At 68.2% G+C, this 16,866-nt stretch carries 15 protein-coding genes; 7 read left to right on the forward strand and 8 right to left on the reverse strand.

All coding sequences use genetic code 11. The annotated features are described in order from the left end of the window. Positions 1–42: 42 nt before the first annotated feature. The 4 genes from ACWGDX_RS20125 to ACWGDX_RS20140 all read right to left on the reverse strand — a co-directional run bounded on the left by ACWGDX_RS20125 (position 43) and on the right by ACWGDX_RS20140 (position 3,535). Positions 43–936 (reverse strand): LysR family transcriptional regulator, encoded by an 894-nt coding sequence (locus ACWGDX_RS20125; protein ID WP_453627329.1) that lies wholly within the window; start codon positions 934–936, stop codon positions 43–45. A gap of 400 nt (positions 937–1,336) precedes the next feature. Next, positions 1,337–2,545: a cystathionine gamma-lyase gene (locus ACWGDX_RS20130; protein WP_453627331.1), complete on the reverse strand. Its 1,209-nt coding sequence runs from the start codon at positions 2,543–2,545 to the stop codon at positions 1,337–1,339. Beyond that, complete coding sequence (locus ACWGDX_RS20135) at positions 2,542–3,162, reverse strand: low molecular weight protein-tyrosine-phosphatase (RefSeq protein ID WP_453627333.1); 621 nt, start codon at positions 3,160–3,162, stop codon at positions 2,542–2,544. The genes ACWGDX_RS20130 and ACWGDX_RS20135 overlap by 4 nt, the downstream gene beginning before the upstream one ends. Then, positions 3,155–3,535, reverse strand: a complete 381-nt coding sequence (locus ACWGDX_RS20140; RefSeq protein WP_363082765.1) for a phage holin family protein — start codon at positions 3,533–3,535, stop codon at positions 3,155–3,157. Before ACWGDX_RS20140 ends, ACWGDX_RS20135 begins: the two co-directional genes overlap by 8 nt. Before the next feature lie 14 nt (positions 3,536–3,549). Here ACWGDX_RS20140 and ACWGDX_RS20145 point away from each other — a divergent pair, with 14 nt between their 5' ends. The 3 genes from ACWGDX_RS20145 to ACWGDX_RS20155 all read left to right on the forward strand — a co-directional run bounded on the left by ACWGDX_RS20145 (position 3,550) and on the right by ACWGDX_RS20155 (position 5,414). After that, the gene (locus ACWGDX_RS20145) at positions 3,550–3,867 is read left to right on the forward strand and encodes a cupin domain-containing protein (RefSeq protein WP_365902132.1); all 318 of its coding nucleotides are present in this window, start codon (positions 3,550–3,552) and stop codon (positions 3,865–3,867) included. Between the two features lie 157 nt (positions 3,868–4,024). Next, the gene (locus ACWGDX_RS20150) at positions 4,025–4,243 is read left to right on the forward strand and encodes a DUF5326 family protein (protein WP_453627335.1); all 219 of its coding nucleotides are present in this window, start codon (positions 4,025–4,027) and stop codon (positions 4,241–4,243) included. A 736-nt stretch (positions 4,244–4,979) separates the two neighbouring features. Next, a complete protein-coding gene (locus tag ACWGDX_RS20155; protein WP_093594306.1) occupies positions 4,980–5,414 on the forward strand; it encodes an SsgA family sporulation/cell division regulator in 435 nt (144 codons plus the stop codon). 91 nt (positions 5,415–5,505) lie between these two features. Here ACWGDX_RS20155 and ACWGDX_RS20160 read toward each other — a convergent pair whose 3' ends face one another. Beyond that, a complete protein-coding gene (locus tag ACWGDX_RS20160; RefSeq protein ID WP_453627337.1) occupies positions 5,506–7,020 on the reverse strand; it encodes a YibE/F family protein in 1,515 nt (504 codons plus the stop codon). 209 nt (positions 7,021–7,229) lie between these two features. On the opposite strand from ACWGDX_RS20160, the gene thiC reads away from it, so the two are divergent. After that, a complete protein-coding gene (thiC, locus tag ACWGDX_RS20165; RefSeq protein WP_453627339.1) occupies positions 7,230–9,062 on the forward strand; it encodes a phosphomethylpyrimidine synthase ThiC in 1,833 nt (610 codons plus the stop codon). A 59-nt stretch (positions 9,063–9,121) separates the two neighbouring features. On the opposite strand, the gene ACWGDX_RS20170 is transcribed toward thiC, so the two are convergent. The 3 genes from ACWGDX_RS20170 to ACWGDX_RS20180 form a co-directional block, all read right to left on the reverse strand. Continuing rightward, the gene (locus ACWGDX_RS20170) at positions 9,122–9,949 is read right to left on the reverse strand and encodes a hypothetical protein (protein WP_453627341.1); all 828 of its coding nucleotides are present in this window, start codon (positions 9,947–9,949) and stop codon (positions 9,122–9,124) included. Positions 9,950–10,096: 147 nt separating this feature from the next. After that, a complete protein-coding gene (locus ACWGDX_RS20175; protein WP_453627400.1) occupies positions 10,097–11,197 on the reverse strand; it encodes a metallophosphoesterase in 1,101 nt (366 codons plus the stop codon). A gap of 238 nt (positions 11,198–11,435) precedes the next feature. Continuing rightward, the gene (locus tag ACWGDX_RS20180) at positions 11,436–12,548 is read right to left on the reverse strand and encodes a LacI family DNA-binding transcriptional regulator (protein WP_066951829.1); all 1,113 of its coding nucleotides are present in this window, start codon (positions 12,546–12,548) and stop codon (positions 11,436–11,438) included. A gap of 460 nt (positions 12,549–13,008) precedes the next feature. Here ACWGDX_RS20180 and hisC point away from each other — a divergent pair, with 460 nt between their 5' ends. From hisC to cydB, 3 genes are all read left to right on the forward strand, one after another. Beyond that, a complete protein-coding gene (hisC, locus tag ACWGDX_RS20185) occupies positions 13,009–14,091 on the forward strand; it encodes a histidinol-phosphate transaminase (RefSeq protein ID WP_453627343.1) in 1,083 nt (360 codons plus the stop codon). Positions 14,092–14,315: 224 nt separating this feature from the next. Then, positions 14,316–15,824, forward strand: coding sequence for a cytochrome ubiquinol oxidase subunit I (locus tag ACWGDX_RS20190; RefSeq protein ID WP_453627345.1), 1,509 nt, complete (start codon positions 14,316–14,318; stop codon positions 15,822–15,824). Positions 15,825–15,844: 20 nt separating this feature from the next. Next, positions 15,845–16,843, forward strand: a complete 999-nt coding sequence (gene cydB, locus ACWGDX_RS20195; RefSeq protein WP_453627347.1) for a cytochrome d ubiquinol oxidase subunit II — start codon at positions 15,845–15,847, stop codon at positions 16,841–16,843. Positions 16,844–16,866 lie beyond the last annotated feature (23 nt).

The following is a 16,866-nucleotide window of genomic DNA, read 5'->3' on the forward strand; positions in this document are numbered from 1 at the left end:
TCGCCCGTGGCACCCGTTCTGAAACTCCCACCGGCCACGCTGTCACCAGTCCACCGCGGCACGCAGCAGCCACTCGTGCGCCCGCGAGACCGGGGGCAGCGCGAGTGTGCCCGTGCGCACGACCAGGAAATAGGTGCGCAGCGGGGGCACCGGCGGATCGAGGAGCGCGACCACCTCTCCCCGCTCCAGCGCGCCCTCGCAGAGATAGCGGGGCAGTACGGCCAGTCCCGCGCCCGCCGCCGCGCACTCCAGCACGGCTCGCAGATCGGGCGCGATCACCGTGCCCGCGGCGGCCGGCGGGGAGTCGAAGACGGACGCCCAGTAGCGGGAGACGAGCGGCAGCGACTCATGCACCTCCACCACCGGGAGCCGCTCCAGCACCACATGGCCCTCGCGCAGGACCGTATGACCCAGCCGTGCCGCCCAGCGGGGCGCCGCGATCAGTACATGCTCCTCGTCGCAGAGCGGAGTCGAGGTCAGTAGTCCACCTCGGGGCCGGGCCGTGGTGATGGCCAGATCGTGGTGTCCCGCGGCCAGCCCCTCCAGGGTCTCCTCGGTGTTGGCGCAGAACGAGATGCGCAGCGTGAGGCCATGGGCGGTGAGCGGGGTGAGCGCCGGCAGCGCGCGCACGGACATGAACTCCGGCGGCCCCGCCAGATGGAGCGTCCGTACACCGGACTCCTCGTCGAGCCCGGTCTCGGCGATCTCGATCAGCGCGTCCAGATGCGGCGCCGCGCGGTGGGCGAGTTCGTCGCCGATCGTCGTGGGGGTCACGCCGCGGGCCTGGCGCAGAAAGAGCGGGCGGCCGAGCTGCCGTTCGAGAGCTCTGATCTGGCTGGTCACCGCGGGCTGGGAGAGACCGAGCAGCGCCGCGGCCCGGGTGAAGGAGCCGGCGCGGTGCACGGTGACGAAGGTACGCAGCAGGGCCAGGTCCATCTTCCTGCTCTCCCGTCTCGTACCGCGCCCCCGCAGCGTCTTCGGACCGCAACTATAAATAAGTCGATAGCTTGCTGTCGTTACTGTGATTGGACACTGACGCAGAGTCAACTAGCCTTGTGGAACTGGTTCTCCGCGCGTGGAACCTGGGACGGTCCGAGCCATGAGGGGGGAGGCTCGGACCGTCTGTTCGCACGGGAGACTCCTCGGGCCCCCGTGCGGGCACCCGCCACGACACCTGTCCTGGTACCCGCCCCGGCCCGCCTGTATCCCCGCCCCCGTATCCCCGTTCCCCGTCCGTATCCGGCGTTCGTACCCGTCTCCGGCGTCCGTACCCGGCGTCTGTACCCGGCTCCGGCTCCGTATCCGGTGAACGCCCTCCGCGGGCGCGCCGCGGACGTCAGCGGGCCGCCCCGTCGAGGGCACGCACCACATCCGCGACCAGGTCTTCGGGATCCTCGGCCCCCACGGAGAACCGGATGAAGCCTTCCGGTACGGCGTCGCCGCCCCACCGGCCGCGCCGCTCGGCCGTGGACCGTACGCCGCCGAAGCTGGTCGCGTCGTCCACCAGCCGCAGCCCGGCGAGAAAGCGCTCGGCCCACTCCCGGTCGGGCAGCACGAACGAGACCACGGAGCCGAAACGCCGCATCTGCCGTGAGGCGACGGGGTACGAGGGGTCGCTCGGCAGACCGGGATAGCGCAGCCCGCTCACCTCGGCACGTTCCAGCAGCGCCTCGGCCACTGTCAGCGCGCTCGCGCACTGGCGGTCGACCCGGAGCTGGAGCGTGGCCAGCGAACGATGCGCGAGCCAGGCCTCCATCGGCCCCGGGATCGCCCCGACGACCTTGCGCCAGCGCCGTACTCCCGCCGCCAGCTCCGGATCGGCGCTGGTCACATGGCCGAGCAGGATGTCGCCATGGCCCGTCATGCCCTTGGTGTCACTGGCCACCGAGAAGTCCGCGCCCAGTTCCAGGGGCCGCTGGCCGAGTGGGGTGGCGAGCGTGTTGTCGACGGCGACCAGCACACCGGCTCCATGCGCCTCCCGCACCAGCCGTCGTATGTCGCAGACATCGAGGCCGGGGTTGGACGGGGTCTCGATCCAGAGCAGCCGGGCACCGTCGAGAACACCGAGCTGGGCATCCCCGGCGGTCGGCGCCGTCCGCACCGTCACGCCGTACGCCTCCAGGCGCTCGCGCAGCAACGGCAGCGCCTGATAGCCGTCGTTCGGCAGCACGACCGTGTCGCCGGTCCGCAGCTGTGAGAAGAGCACCGCGGAGATCGCGGCCATCCCGGAGGCGAAGACGATGGTCTCGACCCTCTCCCCCGGCGCCTCCAACTCACCGATGGCGCGTTCCAGATGGGTCCAGGTCGGATTGTCGTCCCGGCCGTAGGTGTACGGGCCGGTCGGTTCGCCGGGCAGATGGTAGTGGGCGGCGAAGACCGGCCCCGGCAGGGTCGGTTCGTAGGTCACCGGGTCGGGCAGCCCCGCCCGCACCGCCCGTGTGCCGTCCCCGAGGGCCGGGCTGTTCCCATGGGACACGCTGTCCCCCACGGCCACGCCGTCCTCGCCGTTGACGCCGTCCCCGCCGCTCACGCCGTTCCCGCTCATGCGGCAGCCTCCTCGATCGTGTCCTGTACGGCGGCGAGCAGCCCTTCGCTCGCCGCCTCCACCAGCTCCAGACACTCCTCGAAGCCTGTGATGTCGCCGTAGTACGGATCGGGCACGCCCAGATCGCCGGTCGGCTCGGCGGCGGCGTCGTACGAGCGCAGCAGCCGTACCTTCGCGGCGTCGGCAGGGGTGGGGGCGAGCCGGCGCAGCTCGCGAAGATGGCCTTCGTCCAGCGCGATCACCAGGTCGAGACGGGAGAACCACGAGGCGTGGAACTGCCGTGCGGTGTGATCGTTCCCATAGCCGTGCGCGTCCAGTACGGCCACGGCGCGCGGGTCGGCGCCGTCCCCTTCGTGCCAGCCGCCGGTTCCGGCGCTGTCCGCCTCGACCAGCCCGTCGAGGCCGGCCTCGGTCAGCCGCGCGCGGAAGACGGCCTCCGCGATGGGGGAGCGGCAGATGTTGCCGGTGCAGACGAAACAGACGCGGTACGGAGAAGCCGCGGCGCCGGTCGTGGCGCCGACGGTGGGGTCGGCGGCGGGCTCGGCAGAGGGGCCGGTGGAGGGGCCGGTGGAGGGCTCGGTGGAACCGGCCGGGCCGGTCAGGGGGCGGTCAGTCATTGTCGTCGGGGAGCACCATGTGCAGCGCCCACGACACGATCGAGATGATCAGCCCGCCGAGCACGGCGGTCCAGAAGCCGTCGACATGGAAGCTGAGATCCAGCTTGTCCGCGAGCCACGAGGTCAGCAGCAGCATCAGGGCGTTGACCACCAGCGTGATCAGCCCGAGGGTGAGGATGAACAGCGGCAGCGTCAGCAGCTTCACCACTGGCTTGACTATGAAGTTCACGAGCCCGAAGACCAGGGCGACGAGCACCAGTGTCAGGGCCTGCTTGCCGGTGTTGTCACCGGTCAGAGTGATGTCCTTGACCAGCCAGATCGCCACCGCGAGAGCGGCCGCGTTGGCGATCGTCTTGACTACGAAATTCTTCATGGTCTGATCGTGGCATGAAGGCATTCCGACTGGACGAGCTGGAGGCGGAGCGTGCCGCCAACGACGGGGCGTATCTGCAGTTTCTGCGGGAGCGCAACATGTCAGTGGGCCTCTACGCCCTGGACGCCGGTGAGATCGACCCGCAACTGCCGCACCGGCAGGACGAGGTGTACTTCGTCGTGAGCGGCCGGGCCTCGATCACCGTCGGAATGGAGACGACCCAGGTCGGCCGGGGCAGCGTCGTGTACGTACCGGCCGGAGTCGCGCACAAGTTCCACCACATCACGGAGGACCTGCGGGTGATGGTGGTGTTCTCACCCCCCGAGGGCTGACCGGACCGCCCCGGAACCGGCCGGTCTTCTCAGGGCCGCCTCAGGGTCGCATCAGGGGAGAGCGGGGGCCGCGCGGGCTCCGCCGCGGTCCCCGCGGCTCTAGCATCGATGGTGCACAGCAGGTACGCGAGTCACTCGGTGAAGCGAGGTAAGGACGATGGCGGTTCGGGAGCTACTCACGGGGTTGCCCTGGTGGGTGAAGTGGATCGCGGTGCCTGTGATCGCCATCGTGGTGTTCGGCGGACTGATCATGAGTGTGGTCACGTTCGTGATCGGAATTCTCTTCAAGCTGCTGATCTTTGTGGCACTCGTCGGCGGACTCATCTATGTCGTACGGAAGTTCATGTCCTCCTCGTCCTCGCGGGGTGACTGGTAGGGGTCGGCGGCGACCGGCAGGCGGGCCCGGCGGCGACCGGCAGGCCAGACCGCGCGTACGGCCGTTAGCTCGCGCGAGGGAAAGATGAACCGGAAACCATCCCGGTGAGCGGCCTGCCCCTAGAGTGACGAATCCCACTGTTCCCCGGTCCCCCTCAGGGGTGCGGCGGGCGCGCGGGGGCGGCCCCCGCGGGCGGGCCCTCGCCCGTCGGCATGCCTGGGGGTGACCTTGGCCACGGCTACAAGAAGCGCAGCTCCGACCCTGATCGGTCCGTGCCTCGCGCGCCGCGCCCGCTCGGGCCGACGGGCTCCCCTCCGGATCCGCGCGGAGCCCCCGCGAAACCGCTCACGCGCGAGACCGCGCCCCCCGCCGTCCGCCACGTATCGGAGTGTTCTCTCCCCGCTGGGGCGGTTCAGCGACCAGTGCAAGGTCACCGACTCGATTGCAAGGTCACCGACTCGATCGGTCGTCGGCGCGACACGCTCGACGCGCCCGTCCGTTTCGGATCCACGAGGCGACCGTGGCTGCTTCTGTGCCACTCCGCGAACGGAAGCAACAGCTCTCGACGGTCGAGTGATTACGCAGAGAGACCGGATTGTTGCTCAGTCCGCTCGCCTTCTCTGTCTGTATCTGAAAAATTACTCCTTGTGATCTGCTAGCGCTTACAGGACGATTGCGTCAAGAGGGTCAACGGGGATCATTCCCAGCCACTGTTTCATCTACTCCGGAGTACACGATGCGCGAGTCGGTGCAGGCCGAGGTCCTGATGAGCTTCCTCGTCTCCGAGGAGCTGGCGTTCCGGATCCCGGTGGAACTCCACTACGAGATGAGAGATCCCTACGCCGTGCGCATGACATTCCATCTGCCCGGCGACGCGCCTGTCACCTGGACCTTCGGCCGAGAGCTGCTGCTCGACGGGATCAATACGCCCAGCGGTGACGGCGATGTGCATATCGCGCCCACGGAGCCCGAGGACCTCTCCGATGTCCATATCCGGCTCCAGGTCGGAGACGATCACGCGCTCTTCCGGGTCAGCGCCGCCCCTCTGGTGGCCTTCCTGGACCGGACGGACCGACTGGTTCCGCTCGGTCAGGAGCGCACGCTCGGTGACTTCGAGGGCAATCTCGAGGAGGCGCTCGGCCGCATTCTGGCCGAGGAGAACGCCGGCTGAGCCGGATGGAACGGGGCCGTCCGGGTGATCCTTTCCCGCCGAACGAATATCCGGCCGGGACGGCGATTTCCGGGCCGGGACGGCCGGGGGACTACTTCTTACGGCGTCGGCCCCTGCCGCCGCCCAGTTTGCGCGCAGATGCGCTCTGTACGGGCAGCGAGGGCGCCGCTTCCGGGCTGTCGGGATCCGAGGGTCCCACCGGGCCTGTCAGGGCTGTCGGACCCGCCGGACCTGTCGGACCCGCCGGACCCGCCGGCCGGGCGCCCGCCGTCCCCCCAGCCGCCGGGTACGGCGATACGGAAGGCAGGGCCTCCACAGGGGCCCTCGGCGGGGCCGGGGGCGAGCCCTTCGCCCCCGCGCGGTCGGCGGAGACCACCAGCGCCGCCAGCGCCGTGGTCACCGGTACGGATGCGACCAGACCGATCGAGCCCACCAGGGTTCTGACGATCTCCTCCGCCACCAGTTCACTGTTCGCGACCGTACCCACCCCTGACTGCGCGATCGAGAAGAGCAGCAGCAGTGGCAGCGCGGCGCCCGCGTAGGCGAGGACGAGCGTATTGACCACCGAGGCGATATGGTCCCGCCCGATCCGGATACCCGCCCGGTAGAGGGCACGTGGTCCCATCGACGGATCCGCCTGGTGCAGCTCCCAGACCGCCGAGGTCTGGGTGACGGTCACATCGTCGAGGACCCCGAGTGAGCCGATGATGACGCCTGCCAGCAGCAGACCGCTCATATCGATTTCGGGATAGAGGCCATGGATCAGTCCGGTGTTGTCATCGGTATTGCCGGTCAGGCTCGCCCAGCCGATGAAGAGCGATCCCAGCAGTCCGATCAGCAGCAGTGAGACCAGCGTGCCGAGGACCGCGACCGAGGTACGGGCTGTCAGACCGTGGCACATATAGAGCGCGAGCAGCATGATCGCGCTGGCCCCGACCACGGCCACGACCAGTGGATTCGAGCCCTGAAGAATCGCGGGCAGGATGAACAGCGTCAGCACGGCGAAGGAGACGGCGAGTGCGACCAGAGCCATGACACCGCGTAGCCGCCCCACCACGACCACGGCCAGGGCGAAGATCCCCGCCAGCAGGGCCATGGGGAAGGTGCGATTCACATCCGTCACGGAGTACTGGAGATCGCGGGGCGCGTCGGGTGCGTAGGCGACCACTACGCCCTGTTTCACGTGAAACTGTCGCGGTGCGTCCGGCTGGACAATCTCGATAAAGGTGTGACCCTTCTCCTTGCCGCTGGTGAGCTCGATCGTCGCTTTGACGCAGTCACCGTTCTCCGCCCGCTCCGCCTCGCGCCCCTGGGGCTTTGAGAGGTCGCCGGTGGACGGGATCTGGGCGGCGTTCACGTCCTTGCAGTCCACCCGCTCGATCTGCACCACCTGACCCTGCACGGTCTGCCGGTCGAAGCCCACACCGGTGCGCTCATGCGCTGGCGTACCACCCGGCCAGAGAACAGCCAGCCCGACGACCACCGCGGTCGCGAACGGAATCAGGACCGCGGCGATGACCTTGCGGAGGTGCCGGGAGACCGGCGCGGCGGGGCCATGGCTGTGCGAGTGTCCATGTGATTCGTGGGTCTGCTGGGGTGAGGTCACCCTCCGATCATCGCAAGAAGCGTGAGGCCCTCTGTTCAGCACGCCGGATATGACGCTAGCGTGGTGGCACCTTTTGCACACGCGGGAGCTCGGAGCACCGGGCTGAGAGGGCGCTGACTGTGTAGTCCCGGGGACCATCCCCGAGACCCCTGAGCTGCGCCGACCGCTGAACCTGTTACCGGGTAATGCCGGCGTAGGGAGTAGGTCTCATGACCGTTCAGGACGCACACACGCCTGCCTCCGATTCGGGAGATCCGAACGAGGCTCAGAGGTCCATCGGCTGGCACAAGGGATATGTCCAGGGCTCACGCCCCGACCTTCAGGTGCCGGTCCGCCGGGTGCATCTCACCAATGGCCAGGACGTGACGCTGTACGACACCTCGGGGCCGTACACCGATCCCACCGTCGCGACGGATGTACGCCGGGGTCTCGCGCCGCTGCGGGAGAACTGGATCATCGGGCGGGGCGACACGGAGGAGTACGCCGGCCGGCCGGTCCGCCCCGAGGACGACGGACTCAAGCACACGGCGCCGCGCGGGGGACTGCGCAATCTCGACGCGGTCTTCCCCGGCCGGCCGCGTCAGCCGCGCCGGGGCCGGAGCGGGCAGGTGGTGACGCAGCTCGCGTACGCCCGTCGCGGGGACATCACCCCGGAGATGGAGTATGTCGCGATCCGCGAGAACGTGTCCCCGGAGGTCGTCCGCGAGGAGATCGCGGCGGGCCGTGCCGTACTGCCGGCCAATGTCAATCATCCGGAGATCGAGCCGATGATCATCGGCAAGCGGTTCCTGGTGAAGGTCAACGCCAATATCGGCAATTCCGCGGTCACTTCCTCCATCGAGGAGGAGGTGGAGAAGATGACCTGGGCGACACGCTGGGGCGCCGACACGGTCATGGACCTCTCCACCGGCCGCAATATCCACACCACGCGTGAGTGGGTGCTACGCAACTCCCCCGTGCCCATCGGCACCGTGCCGCTCTACCAGGCGCTGGAGAAGGTCGACGGCAGGGCCGAGGAGCTAACCTGGGAGATTTACAAGGACACGGTCGTCGAGCAGGCCGAGCAGGGCGTCGACTACATGACGGTCCATGCCGGGGTGCTGCTGCGGTATGTGCCGCTGACGGCGCGCCGTAAGACGGGCATCGTCTCGCGGGGCGGTTCGATCATGGCGGCCTGGTGTCTGGCGCACCACAAGGAGTCGTTCCTGTACGAGAACTTCGAGGAGCTCTGCGAGATCCTCGCGGCGTACGACGTGACGTACTCCCTGGGCGACGGTCTGCGGCCGGGGTCCATCGCGGACGCCAACGACGAGGCCCAGTTCGCCGAGTTGCGCACGCTCGGGGAGCTGAACTCGACCGCGAAGCGGCTGGGCGTACAGACGATGATCGAGGGGCCGGGCCATGTCCCGATGCACAAGATCAAGGAGAACATCGACCTTCAGCAGGAGATCTGCGAGGAGGCGCCGTTCTACACGCTCGGCCCGCTGACGACCGATGTGGCTCCGGCGTACGACCACATCACCTCCGGGATCGGTGCGGCGATGATCGCCTGGTGGGGGACGGCGATGCTCTGCTACGTCACTCCGAAGGAACATCTCGGTCTGCCGAACCGGGACGACGTCAAGACCGGTGTCATCACCTACAAGATCGCGGCCCATGCGGCGGACCTCGCCAAGGGGCACCCCGGGGCGCAGGACTGGGACGACGCGCTCTCCGACGCCCGGTTCGAGTTCCGCTGGGAGGACCAGTTCAATCTGGCCCTCGACCCGGACACCGCCCGGGAGTTCCACGACGAGACCCTCCCGGCCGAACCGGCGAAGACGGCCCACTTCTGCTCGATGTGCGGCCCCAAGTTCTGCTCGATGAAGATCTCGCAGGACATCAGGCAGCGACACGGCGGTGACATGGCGAGCAGCGGGGCGAAGGGCGCCGCCACGGAGGACAGCGCGATCGGAACCGCGGAGATCGAGGCGGGTATGGCACAGAAGTCCAAGGAGTTCGCGGCAAGCGGCAACAGGGTGTATCTGCCGCTGGCCGACTGACCCCCGCGGTGCGGTGAGCGGCGGGGGCGGCCTTCCGGGCCCCCGCCGCTCGGGCGGATCTACTCCGGGGGGTGGTCCGGGCCGCCGAAGTCGGGGCTGGTGAAGTCCGGGCTGGTGAAGCTCGGACGCTGGCCGGTGGTGGCGCCTTCGTCCGGGCTGGTGAAGTCCGGCCGGCTGTAGCCGATCTTGGGCAGATGCTTGATCGACCTGGGTGGCGGGGCGGCCGGATCCGTGTTCGGGTCGGCCAGTGCGGCGCGCAGGAAGGGCAGAAGGCCGCGCTCCAGCAGGGCATGGCGCCAGGCCTCCCGCGCACGGGCCACTTCGTCGGGCAGCTCACCGCCCGTCGGCTCCTCGGCCGGAAGCTGCGTCGAACTGTTGCGCAGGGCCGTGATCAGCAGGCCGGTCGCGGCGGCCAGGATGCCTATCGCGGTGATGGCGCCGAAGAACCAGCCCACGGCGACCAGGCTGTCGGCGAACGCGGGTGGCCGGCTGAGCGCTTTGAGGAGATAGCCGACGAGCAGGAAGATCACCGCGGCGGTGCCCCCGAGCACCGGCAGCAGCACGGTGACGACAGCCGTCAGCCCCGCACCGGATCCCGTCGGCTCGCTCGCGTCGGGCTCCGGCGCGGAATCGCGGACCGGGACGGAGGGCCCCGGCGAACGTGACTCCTCGCGGACCTTTCTGTAGTGCTCGTACTCGGCCGCGGCGGCCGTGGTGATCGGCACCGTGGCGTTCAGGGCCATGGTGCGCAGCTGCTCGGTGTTGAGCCGTTCCCCGACCGAGGTGAGATCCGGCCGGTCGTGCGCGTTGCGCAGCACATCGTCGAGGATCCGCTCGAAATCCGCGCGATCCTCGCTCAGCAGGTGCGGAGCGCTGTTCATGTGCATCCCCCGATGCTCCGTAGGGCCGGTTCGCCCGCGTGGAACGGGCAGTTGGCGAAAACGGAGGAGAGCCTGCTACGGATAAACCGATGGTAGAGCTCTTCCGGCGCGCGATGACAGGGGGTTTGCGGAAATCACCCGCGCGACGGTGTTTCAGTTTTTCAGGGGAAGCCTGACGACCAGCAGCTTTCCCGCCATGGTCACTCCGCCGTCCATCGCGATGGCAAGTCCATCGGCATATACATGTGGCCCTTCCACCACCGGACCGCTGTCCGTCTCGCCGTCCGAGACATCTTCGGTGCCGACTTCGCCCAGCAGATAGGGAATGGGGCTGTGGCCATGGACGATGCGCTGTCCGCCGTACTTGGAGAGCAGTTCCTGGACGGCCTGCGGGCCGCCTTCGTCGCGGAACGCGAAGCGTTTCGTGAGCTTGCGGAACAGATCCCAGCATTCGTCCGCGTCATTGCGGGTGAGGATCTGATGAATGGTGTCGTTGACGTCCTCGATCGTGGATCCGTAGTCCAGATAGGCCGTCGTGTCGGAGTGCACCAGCAGATGCCCCTCCTCCTCGACCACCGCGTCGAGCCGGGACATCCACTGGAGATGGACGTCCTGGAGGCGTTCCATATCGGTGCGCTGGCCGCCGTTGAGCAGCCAGGCGGCCTGGAAGGTGGCCGTGCCCGCACCGGAGTTGACATGGGTGTCGCCGAACCGCCTGGCACCGATGAGCAGCAGTTCGTGATTGCCCATCAGCGCCTTGCAGTAGCCGCCCGCCGCCGCAGCCTCCGCGGAGAGCCGCATGACGAGATCGATGACACCGATGCCGTCCGGACCGCGGTCGGTGAAGTCCCCGAGGAACCAGAGGCGGGCGCTGCCCGCGCTCCACTGGCCGTCGGCGTCGATCAGCCCCTGTTCGGCGAGGGCGGCGAGGAGTTCGTCGAGATAGCCGTGGACATCGCCGACGACATAGAGCGGGCCGAGGCCGTCCCCCGGGAACTCGGCGTCGGGGGCCATCTGTACCTGCACCGTGTCCCCCCGGTTGATCACCGGGAGGTCGCGCTCGGTGGGGGTGTAGCCCTCCGGTGGCTCGTCGTCGGGGACGGCGTTGCCGGGGTGCCCGGACATGGCTCCGGCCGTGGGGCCGGGCTGTCCGGGCAGTCCGGACTGCACGGGGACCTGTGCGTACGGCGGTACGCGGAAGTCGCGCAATGTCGCCGTCCGCACCACGGGTCCCTGGCCGGCCCCCTGTGTCATCGACCCCTCCACCGCCGTCGTACCGCCGTACACCTCTCGGGCCGTCCGTCCGGTGGCGGTGAGCCCGCCGGTGGTGAGGGAAGGTCCGTGGTGTCGTGCGCCCATCATAGGAATGCAGGTCGTCCTGTGTGACGCACCAGGGGTGGTGAATCCGATCGCACCTCGGGTTCAGTGGCGGGTTTCGCGCCGATCGCCCGAAATGCGAACGGTCCGGGCCTTCACCGGGCAGCGCCTCCGGTCAGTCGCCCGCGGGAGAGCGGGGCGCGCTGACCGTGGTGCGCGGAGGGCGTCGCTGGGAAGAGGTGCGGACGATCAGTTCGGTCGGTATGACCTGCTCGACCGGCCGGTCCGTCTCCAGCCCTTCGATGGCGTCGATGAGGAGCTGGACGACGGCGGTGCCGATACGGCGCGGCTTGAGCGAGAGCGTCGTGATGGGCGGTTCCGTCGAGGCGTACACGGTGGACTCGCTGCAGCAGACGAGCAGGAGATCGTCCGGTACGCGCAGTCCGTACCGCCGTGCGGCGGCGAGCAGATCGGTGCCGTTGGGATCGAAGAGCCCGTAGACGGCGTCGGGCCGGTCGGGGCGGGCCAGCAGCCGGTCGGCGGCGACGGCCCCGGCGCACGGGTCGTGGGCGGGGTAGGACTCGTAGACCGGGTCCTGGCCGACGCGTTCGCACCAGTGCAGATAGGCGGTGGTGGAGAGCCGGGTGTAGGTGTCCGTGGTGGTGCCGGTGAGCAGACCGATCCGGCGTGCGCCGGCCGCGGCGAGATGGTCGAGCAGATCGAGGACGGCCGCCTCGTGGTCGTTGTCGACCCAGGCGGTGACGGGAAGGGTGCCCGCGGGCCGGCCGTCGGAGACGACGGGAAGACCCTGGCGGACGAGTTCGGTGACGACCGGATCGTGGTCGGAGGGATCGATGACGACGGTGCCGTCGAGAGCGACATTCGCCCAGACGTCATGGCGGGAGGTGGCGGGGAGGATGACGAGGGCATAGCCGCGGGCGAGCGCCGCGGAGGTGGCGGCCCTGGCCATCTCGGCGAAGTAGGCGAACTCGGTGAAGGTGAAAGGTTCATCCCCGTACGTGGTGACCGTCAGGCCGATGAGGCCCGACTTGCCGGTACGGAGGGTTCGGGCGGCGGCGGACGGTCGATAGCCGAGGCGTTCTGCGACCTCCCGGACATGGCGTCGTGTGGCGTCGGGTAAGCGTCCCTTGCCGTTGAGCGCGTCCGAGACAGTCGTGATGGAGACACCGGCTGCGGCGGCCACATCCCGGATGCCCGCCCGACCTTGCCGGCTTCCCCGGCGGGATGTGTCCGTCCGGCTCACCTGGTGTTTCCCTGCTGCTGTCATGGCGAGCCGATAGTAGGGCTCGGGCGGGCGGTGGGTCCGGTCGCACAATCACCTATGGGCAGGCACGTTTTTGCATGGTTGAAGGTGGTTGATGGCCTTGGAACATAAGGGAGTTAACAGGTCTAGCGATGTTCTGCCATGCAACGAGCCGCATGGGCCTGTCGTAGGGCCCATGTTTCGAAGAGGTCTCAACTCACCTCTACGGGGGACGCGCGCCACGGAGCGAGCCACCGGCGCGCGCCAGGGAAGCGAGTGCGCCCCCTCTTTCGCGGAGGTTCCGCGGCGGTCCGGGTGGTGGTCCCGGAGGTGTCCGGGAGGTGGTCCGGCGGACTTCGGGAGGCGGTCCGGCGGACGCGCTTCGCAGGAGCCGCGAATCCTCATAAGGTGAACAGCATTGAAGTCGTCGTTGAAGTCGTCATAGAAGTTGTACGGACCCGTGAACGGCCGAGGAGGACCCGCGGTGAGTGAGACGAGCCCCAAGCTGCGCGCCGAGCTGGACGGCATCCCCACCTACAAGCCGGGCAGGCCGGCCGCGTCCGGCGGAGGGCCCGCCGCGTACAAGCTGTCCTCCAACGAGAACCCGTATCCGCCGCTGCCGGGCGTGATGGAGCGGGCGATCTCGGCCGCGGGCGTCTTCAACCGCTACCCGGACATGGCCTGCACCGGTCTGATGGACGAGCTGGCGGACCGCTTCGCCGTGCCCGTCACGCATCTCGCGACCGGCACCGGTTCGGTCGGTGTGGCTCAGCAGCTTGTCCAGGCCACGTCGGGCCCCGGTGACGAGATCATCTACGCCTGGCGCTCCTTCGAGGCGTATCCGATCATCAGCCGGATCTCCGGCGCGTCCTCCATAGAGGTGCCGCTGACCTCCGGCGAGGCGCACGATCTGGACGCCATGGCCGACGCGATCACCGAGCGGACCCGGCTGATCTTCGTCTGCAACCCCAACAATCCGACCGGCACGGTGGTGCGCCGCGCCGAGCTGGAACGGTTCCTCGACCGTGTTCCCGGCGATGTGCTGGTGGTGCTCGACGAGGCCTACCGCGAGTTCATCCGGGACGGCGACGTGCCGGACGGTGTGGAGATCTACCGCGAGCGCCCGAATGTGGCCGTACTGCGTACGTTCTCCAAGGCGTACGGACTGGCCGGTCTGCGCGTCGGCTTCGCGATCGCCCGGGAACCGGTGGCCGCCGCCCTCCGGAAGACCGCCGTCCCCTTCGGTGTGAGCCAGATCGCGCAGGAGGCGGCGATCGCCTCCCTGCGTGCCGAGGACGCACTGCTGGGCCGGGTCGGCGCGCTGGTCGCCGAGCGTGCGCGGGTTTACAGGGGTCTGGTCGACCAGGGCTGGACCGTGCCCGAGACCCAGGCCAATTTCATCTGGCTCCGGCTCGGCGAGCACACGCTCGGCTTCGCGGCGGCCTGTGAGGCGGCCGGTGTGGTCGTACGGCCCTTCGCGGGCGAAGGGGTACGGGTCACGATCGGCGAGCACGAGGCCAACGACATCTTCCTCCAGGCGGCCGAGGCGTTCCGCAAGGAGCTGTAGCCGGGGTGATGTTGCTGTAGCCGGTGCGGTGCGGCCGGTCAGGGGCGGTCTCTTCGAGGCCGCCCTTTCGCATGCCGACCCCCCTGCGAAGGTCCGGATGCGTGTGCGACATAATGCTTGTGAATGTGAACGCGTTCACAAGCGCGTCCTGTTTTCTCGCGGTATGTCCAGGGCGAACGGGACAAGCTGCCGCTGTGACCACGGCGATGTTAGGAGAAGACGACGTGGACCTCGCTCTGGCGCCGGAGACCCTGGCGCGATGGCAGTTCGGCATCACCACCGTCTATCACTTCCTCTTCGTCCCGCTGACGATCTCGCTCGCCGCGCTCACGGCCGGCCTGGAGACCGCGTGGGTCCGCACGGAGAATCCGAAGTACCTCAAGGCCACGAAGTTCTGGGGCAAGCTCTTTCTGATCAATATCGCGATGGGTGTCGTCACCGGCATCGTGCAGGAGTTCCAGTTCGGGATGAACTGGTCCGACTACTCGCGATTCGTCGGTGACATCTTCGGCGCTCCGCTCGCCTTCGAGGCGCTGATCGCCTTCTTCTTCGAGTCGACCTTCATCGGACTGTGGATCTTCGGCTGGGACAAACTGCCGAAGAAGATCCATCTGGCCTGTATATGGATGGTCTCGATCGGCACGGTTCTCTCCGCGTACTTCATCCTGGCGGCCAACTCCTGGATGCAGCACCCGGTCGGCTACCGCATCAACAAGGAAGCCGGGCGGGCGGAACTCACCGACTTCTGGAAAGTGCTGACCCAGGACACCGCGCTCACCCAGTTCTTCCACACCCTGACGGCGGCTTTCCTGGTCGGCGGCGCCTTTATGGTCGGCATCGCGGCCTTCCATCTGGCGCGCGGGAAGCACATACCCGTGATGCGGACCTCGCTCCGCCTCGGCCTTGTCACCGTCGTGATCGCCGGGATGCTCACCGCCGTGAGCGGTGACTCGCTCGCCAAGGTCATGTTCAAGCAGCAGCCGATGAAGATGGCGGCGGCGGAGGCCCTGTGGGAGGGCGAGTCGCCCGCGCCGTTCTCACTGTTCGCCTACGGAGATGTCGAGAAGGGCCACAACACCGTGGCCGTCGAGGTCCCCGGAGTGCTGTCCTTCCTCGCCAACAACGACTTCAGCTCGCATGTCCCCGGCATCAACGACGTCAACAAGGCCGAGCAGGAGAAGTACGGTCCCGGTGACTACCGGCCCAATATCCCGGTCGCCTACTGGGGCTTCCGCTGGATGATCGGCTTCGGTATGGCCTCCTTCGCCATCGGTCTGCTCGGTCTCTGGCTGACCCGGAGGAAGTTCCTGCTGCCACCCGCCCTGCGGACGGACGAGGACGAGGTGCCGAACCTCGTGCTCTTCCGGAAGAAGGCGCTGAGCCCGAAGCTCGCCCGGTGGTACTGGATCGTCGCCCTCTGGACCCTGCTCTTCCCGCTGATAGCCAACGCCTGGGGCTGGATCTTCACCGAGACGGGACGCCAGCCATGGGTCGTGTACGGAGTGCTGCGCACGGCCGACGCGGTCTCCCCCGGTGTGTCCCAGGGTGAGGTGCTCACCTCGATGACCGTCTTCACCCTGCTCTACGCGGTGCTCGCGGTCATCGAGGTCAAGCTGCTGGTCAAGTACGTCAAGGCCGGCCCGCCGGAGCTGACGGACGCCGACCTCCATCCCCCCACGAAGATCGGCGGCGACCCCACGGACGCCGACCGGCCGATGGCCTTCTCGTACTGAGGACTTGAGGAGCTAAGGCTATGGAACTCCACGACGTCTGGTTCGTCCTGATCGCCGTCCTCTGGACCGGCTACTTCTTCCTCGAAGGGTTCGACTTCGGCATCGGAGTCCTCACCAAGCTGCTGGCCCGCGACCGTAAGGAACGGCGGGTCCTCATCAACACCATCGGGCCCGTCTGGGACGGCAACGAGGTCTGGCTGCTCAGTGCCGGCGGGGCGACCTTCGCGGCCTTTCCCGAGTGGTACGCCACACTCTTCTCCGGCTTCTATCTGCCGCTGCTGCTCATCCTGGTCTGTCTGATCGTGCGCGGTGTCGCCTTCGAGTACCGGGCCAAGCGGCCCGAGGAGAACTGGCAGCGCAACTGGGAACACGCGATCTTCTGGACGTCGTTGCTCCCAGCCGTGCTGTGGGGTGTCGCGTTCGGCAATATCGTGCGGGGCGTCAAGATCGACGCGCACAAGGAGTACATCGGCGACCTCGGGGATCTGCTCAATCCGTACGCGATCCTGGGCGGTCTGGTCACCCTCGCTCTCTTCACCTTCCATGGCACGGTATTCGCCGCGCTCAAGACCGTGGGGGACATCCGGGTCCGGGCCAGAAGGCTGGCGGTCGTCCTCGGGGTGCTGACCGCCGTGCTGGCGCTCGGTTTTCTGCTCTGGACGCAGGCGGACAAGGGCGACGGCAGGAGTCTGGTCGCGCTGGGCGTGGCCGTGGTGGCGCTGGTCGCCGCGATCGTAGCGATCGCGGCGGGGCGCGAGGGCTGGTCGTTCGCGCTCTCCGGCGTGACGATCGTGGCCGTGGTGGCGATGCTCTTCCTGACGCTCTTCCCGAATGTCATGCCGTCCTCGCTGGACCCGGCGTGGAATCTCACGGTGACGAACGCGTCGTCCACCCCGTACACCTTGAAGATCATGACCTGGTGCGCGGGTATCGCGACTCCGGTGGTGCTGCTCTACCAGGGATGGACCTACTGGGTGTTCCGCAAGCGGATCGGAACGCAGCACATCGCCGATGCGTAACCGCCGATACGTACGAGGGCTGA

It is taken from the genome of Streptomyces sp. NPDC055025 (genome assembly GCF_053608565.1).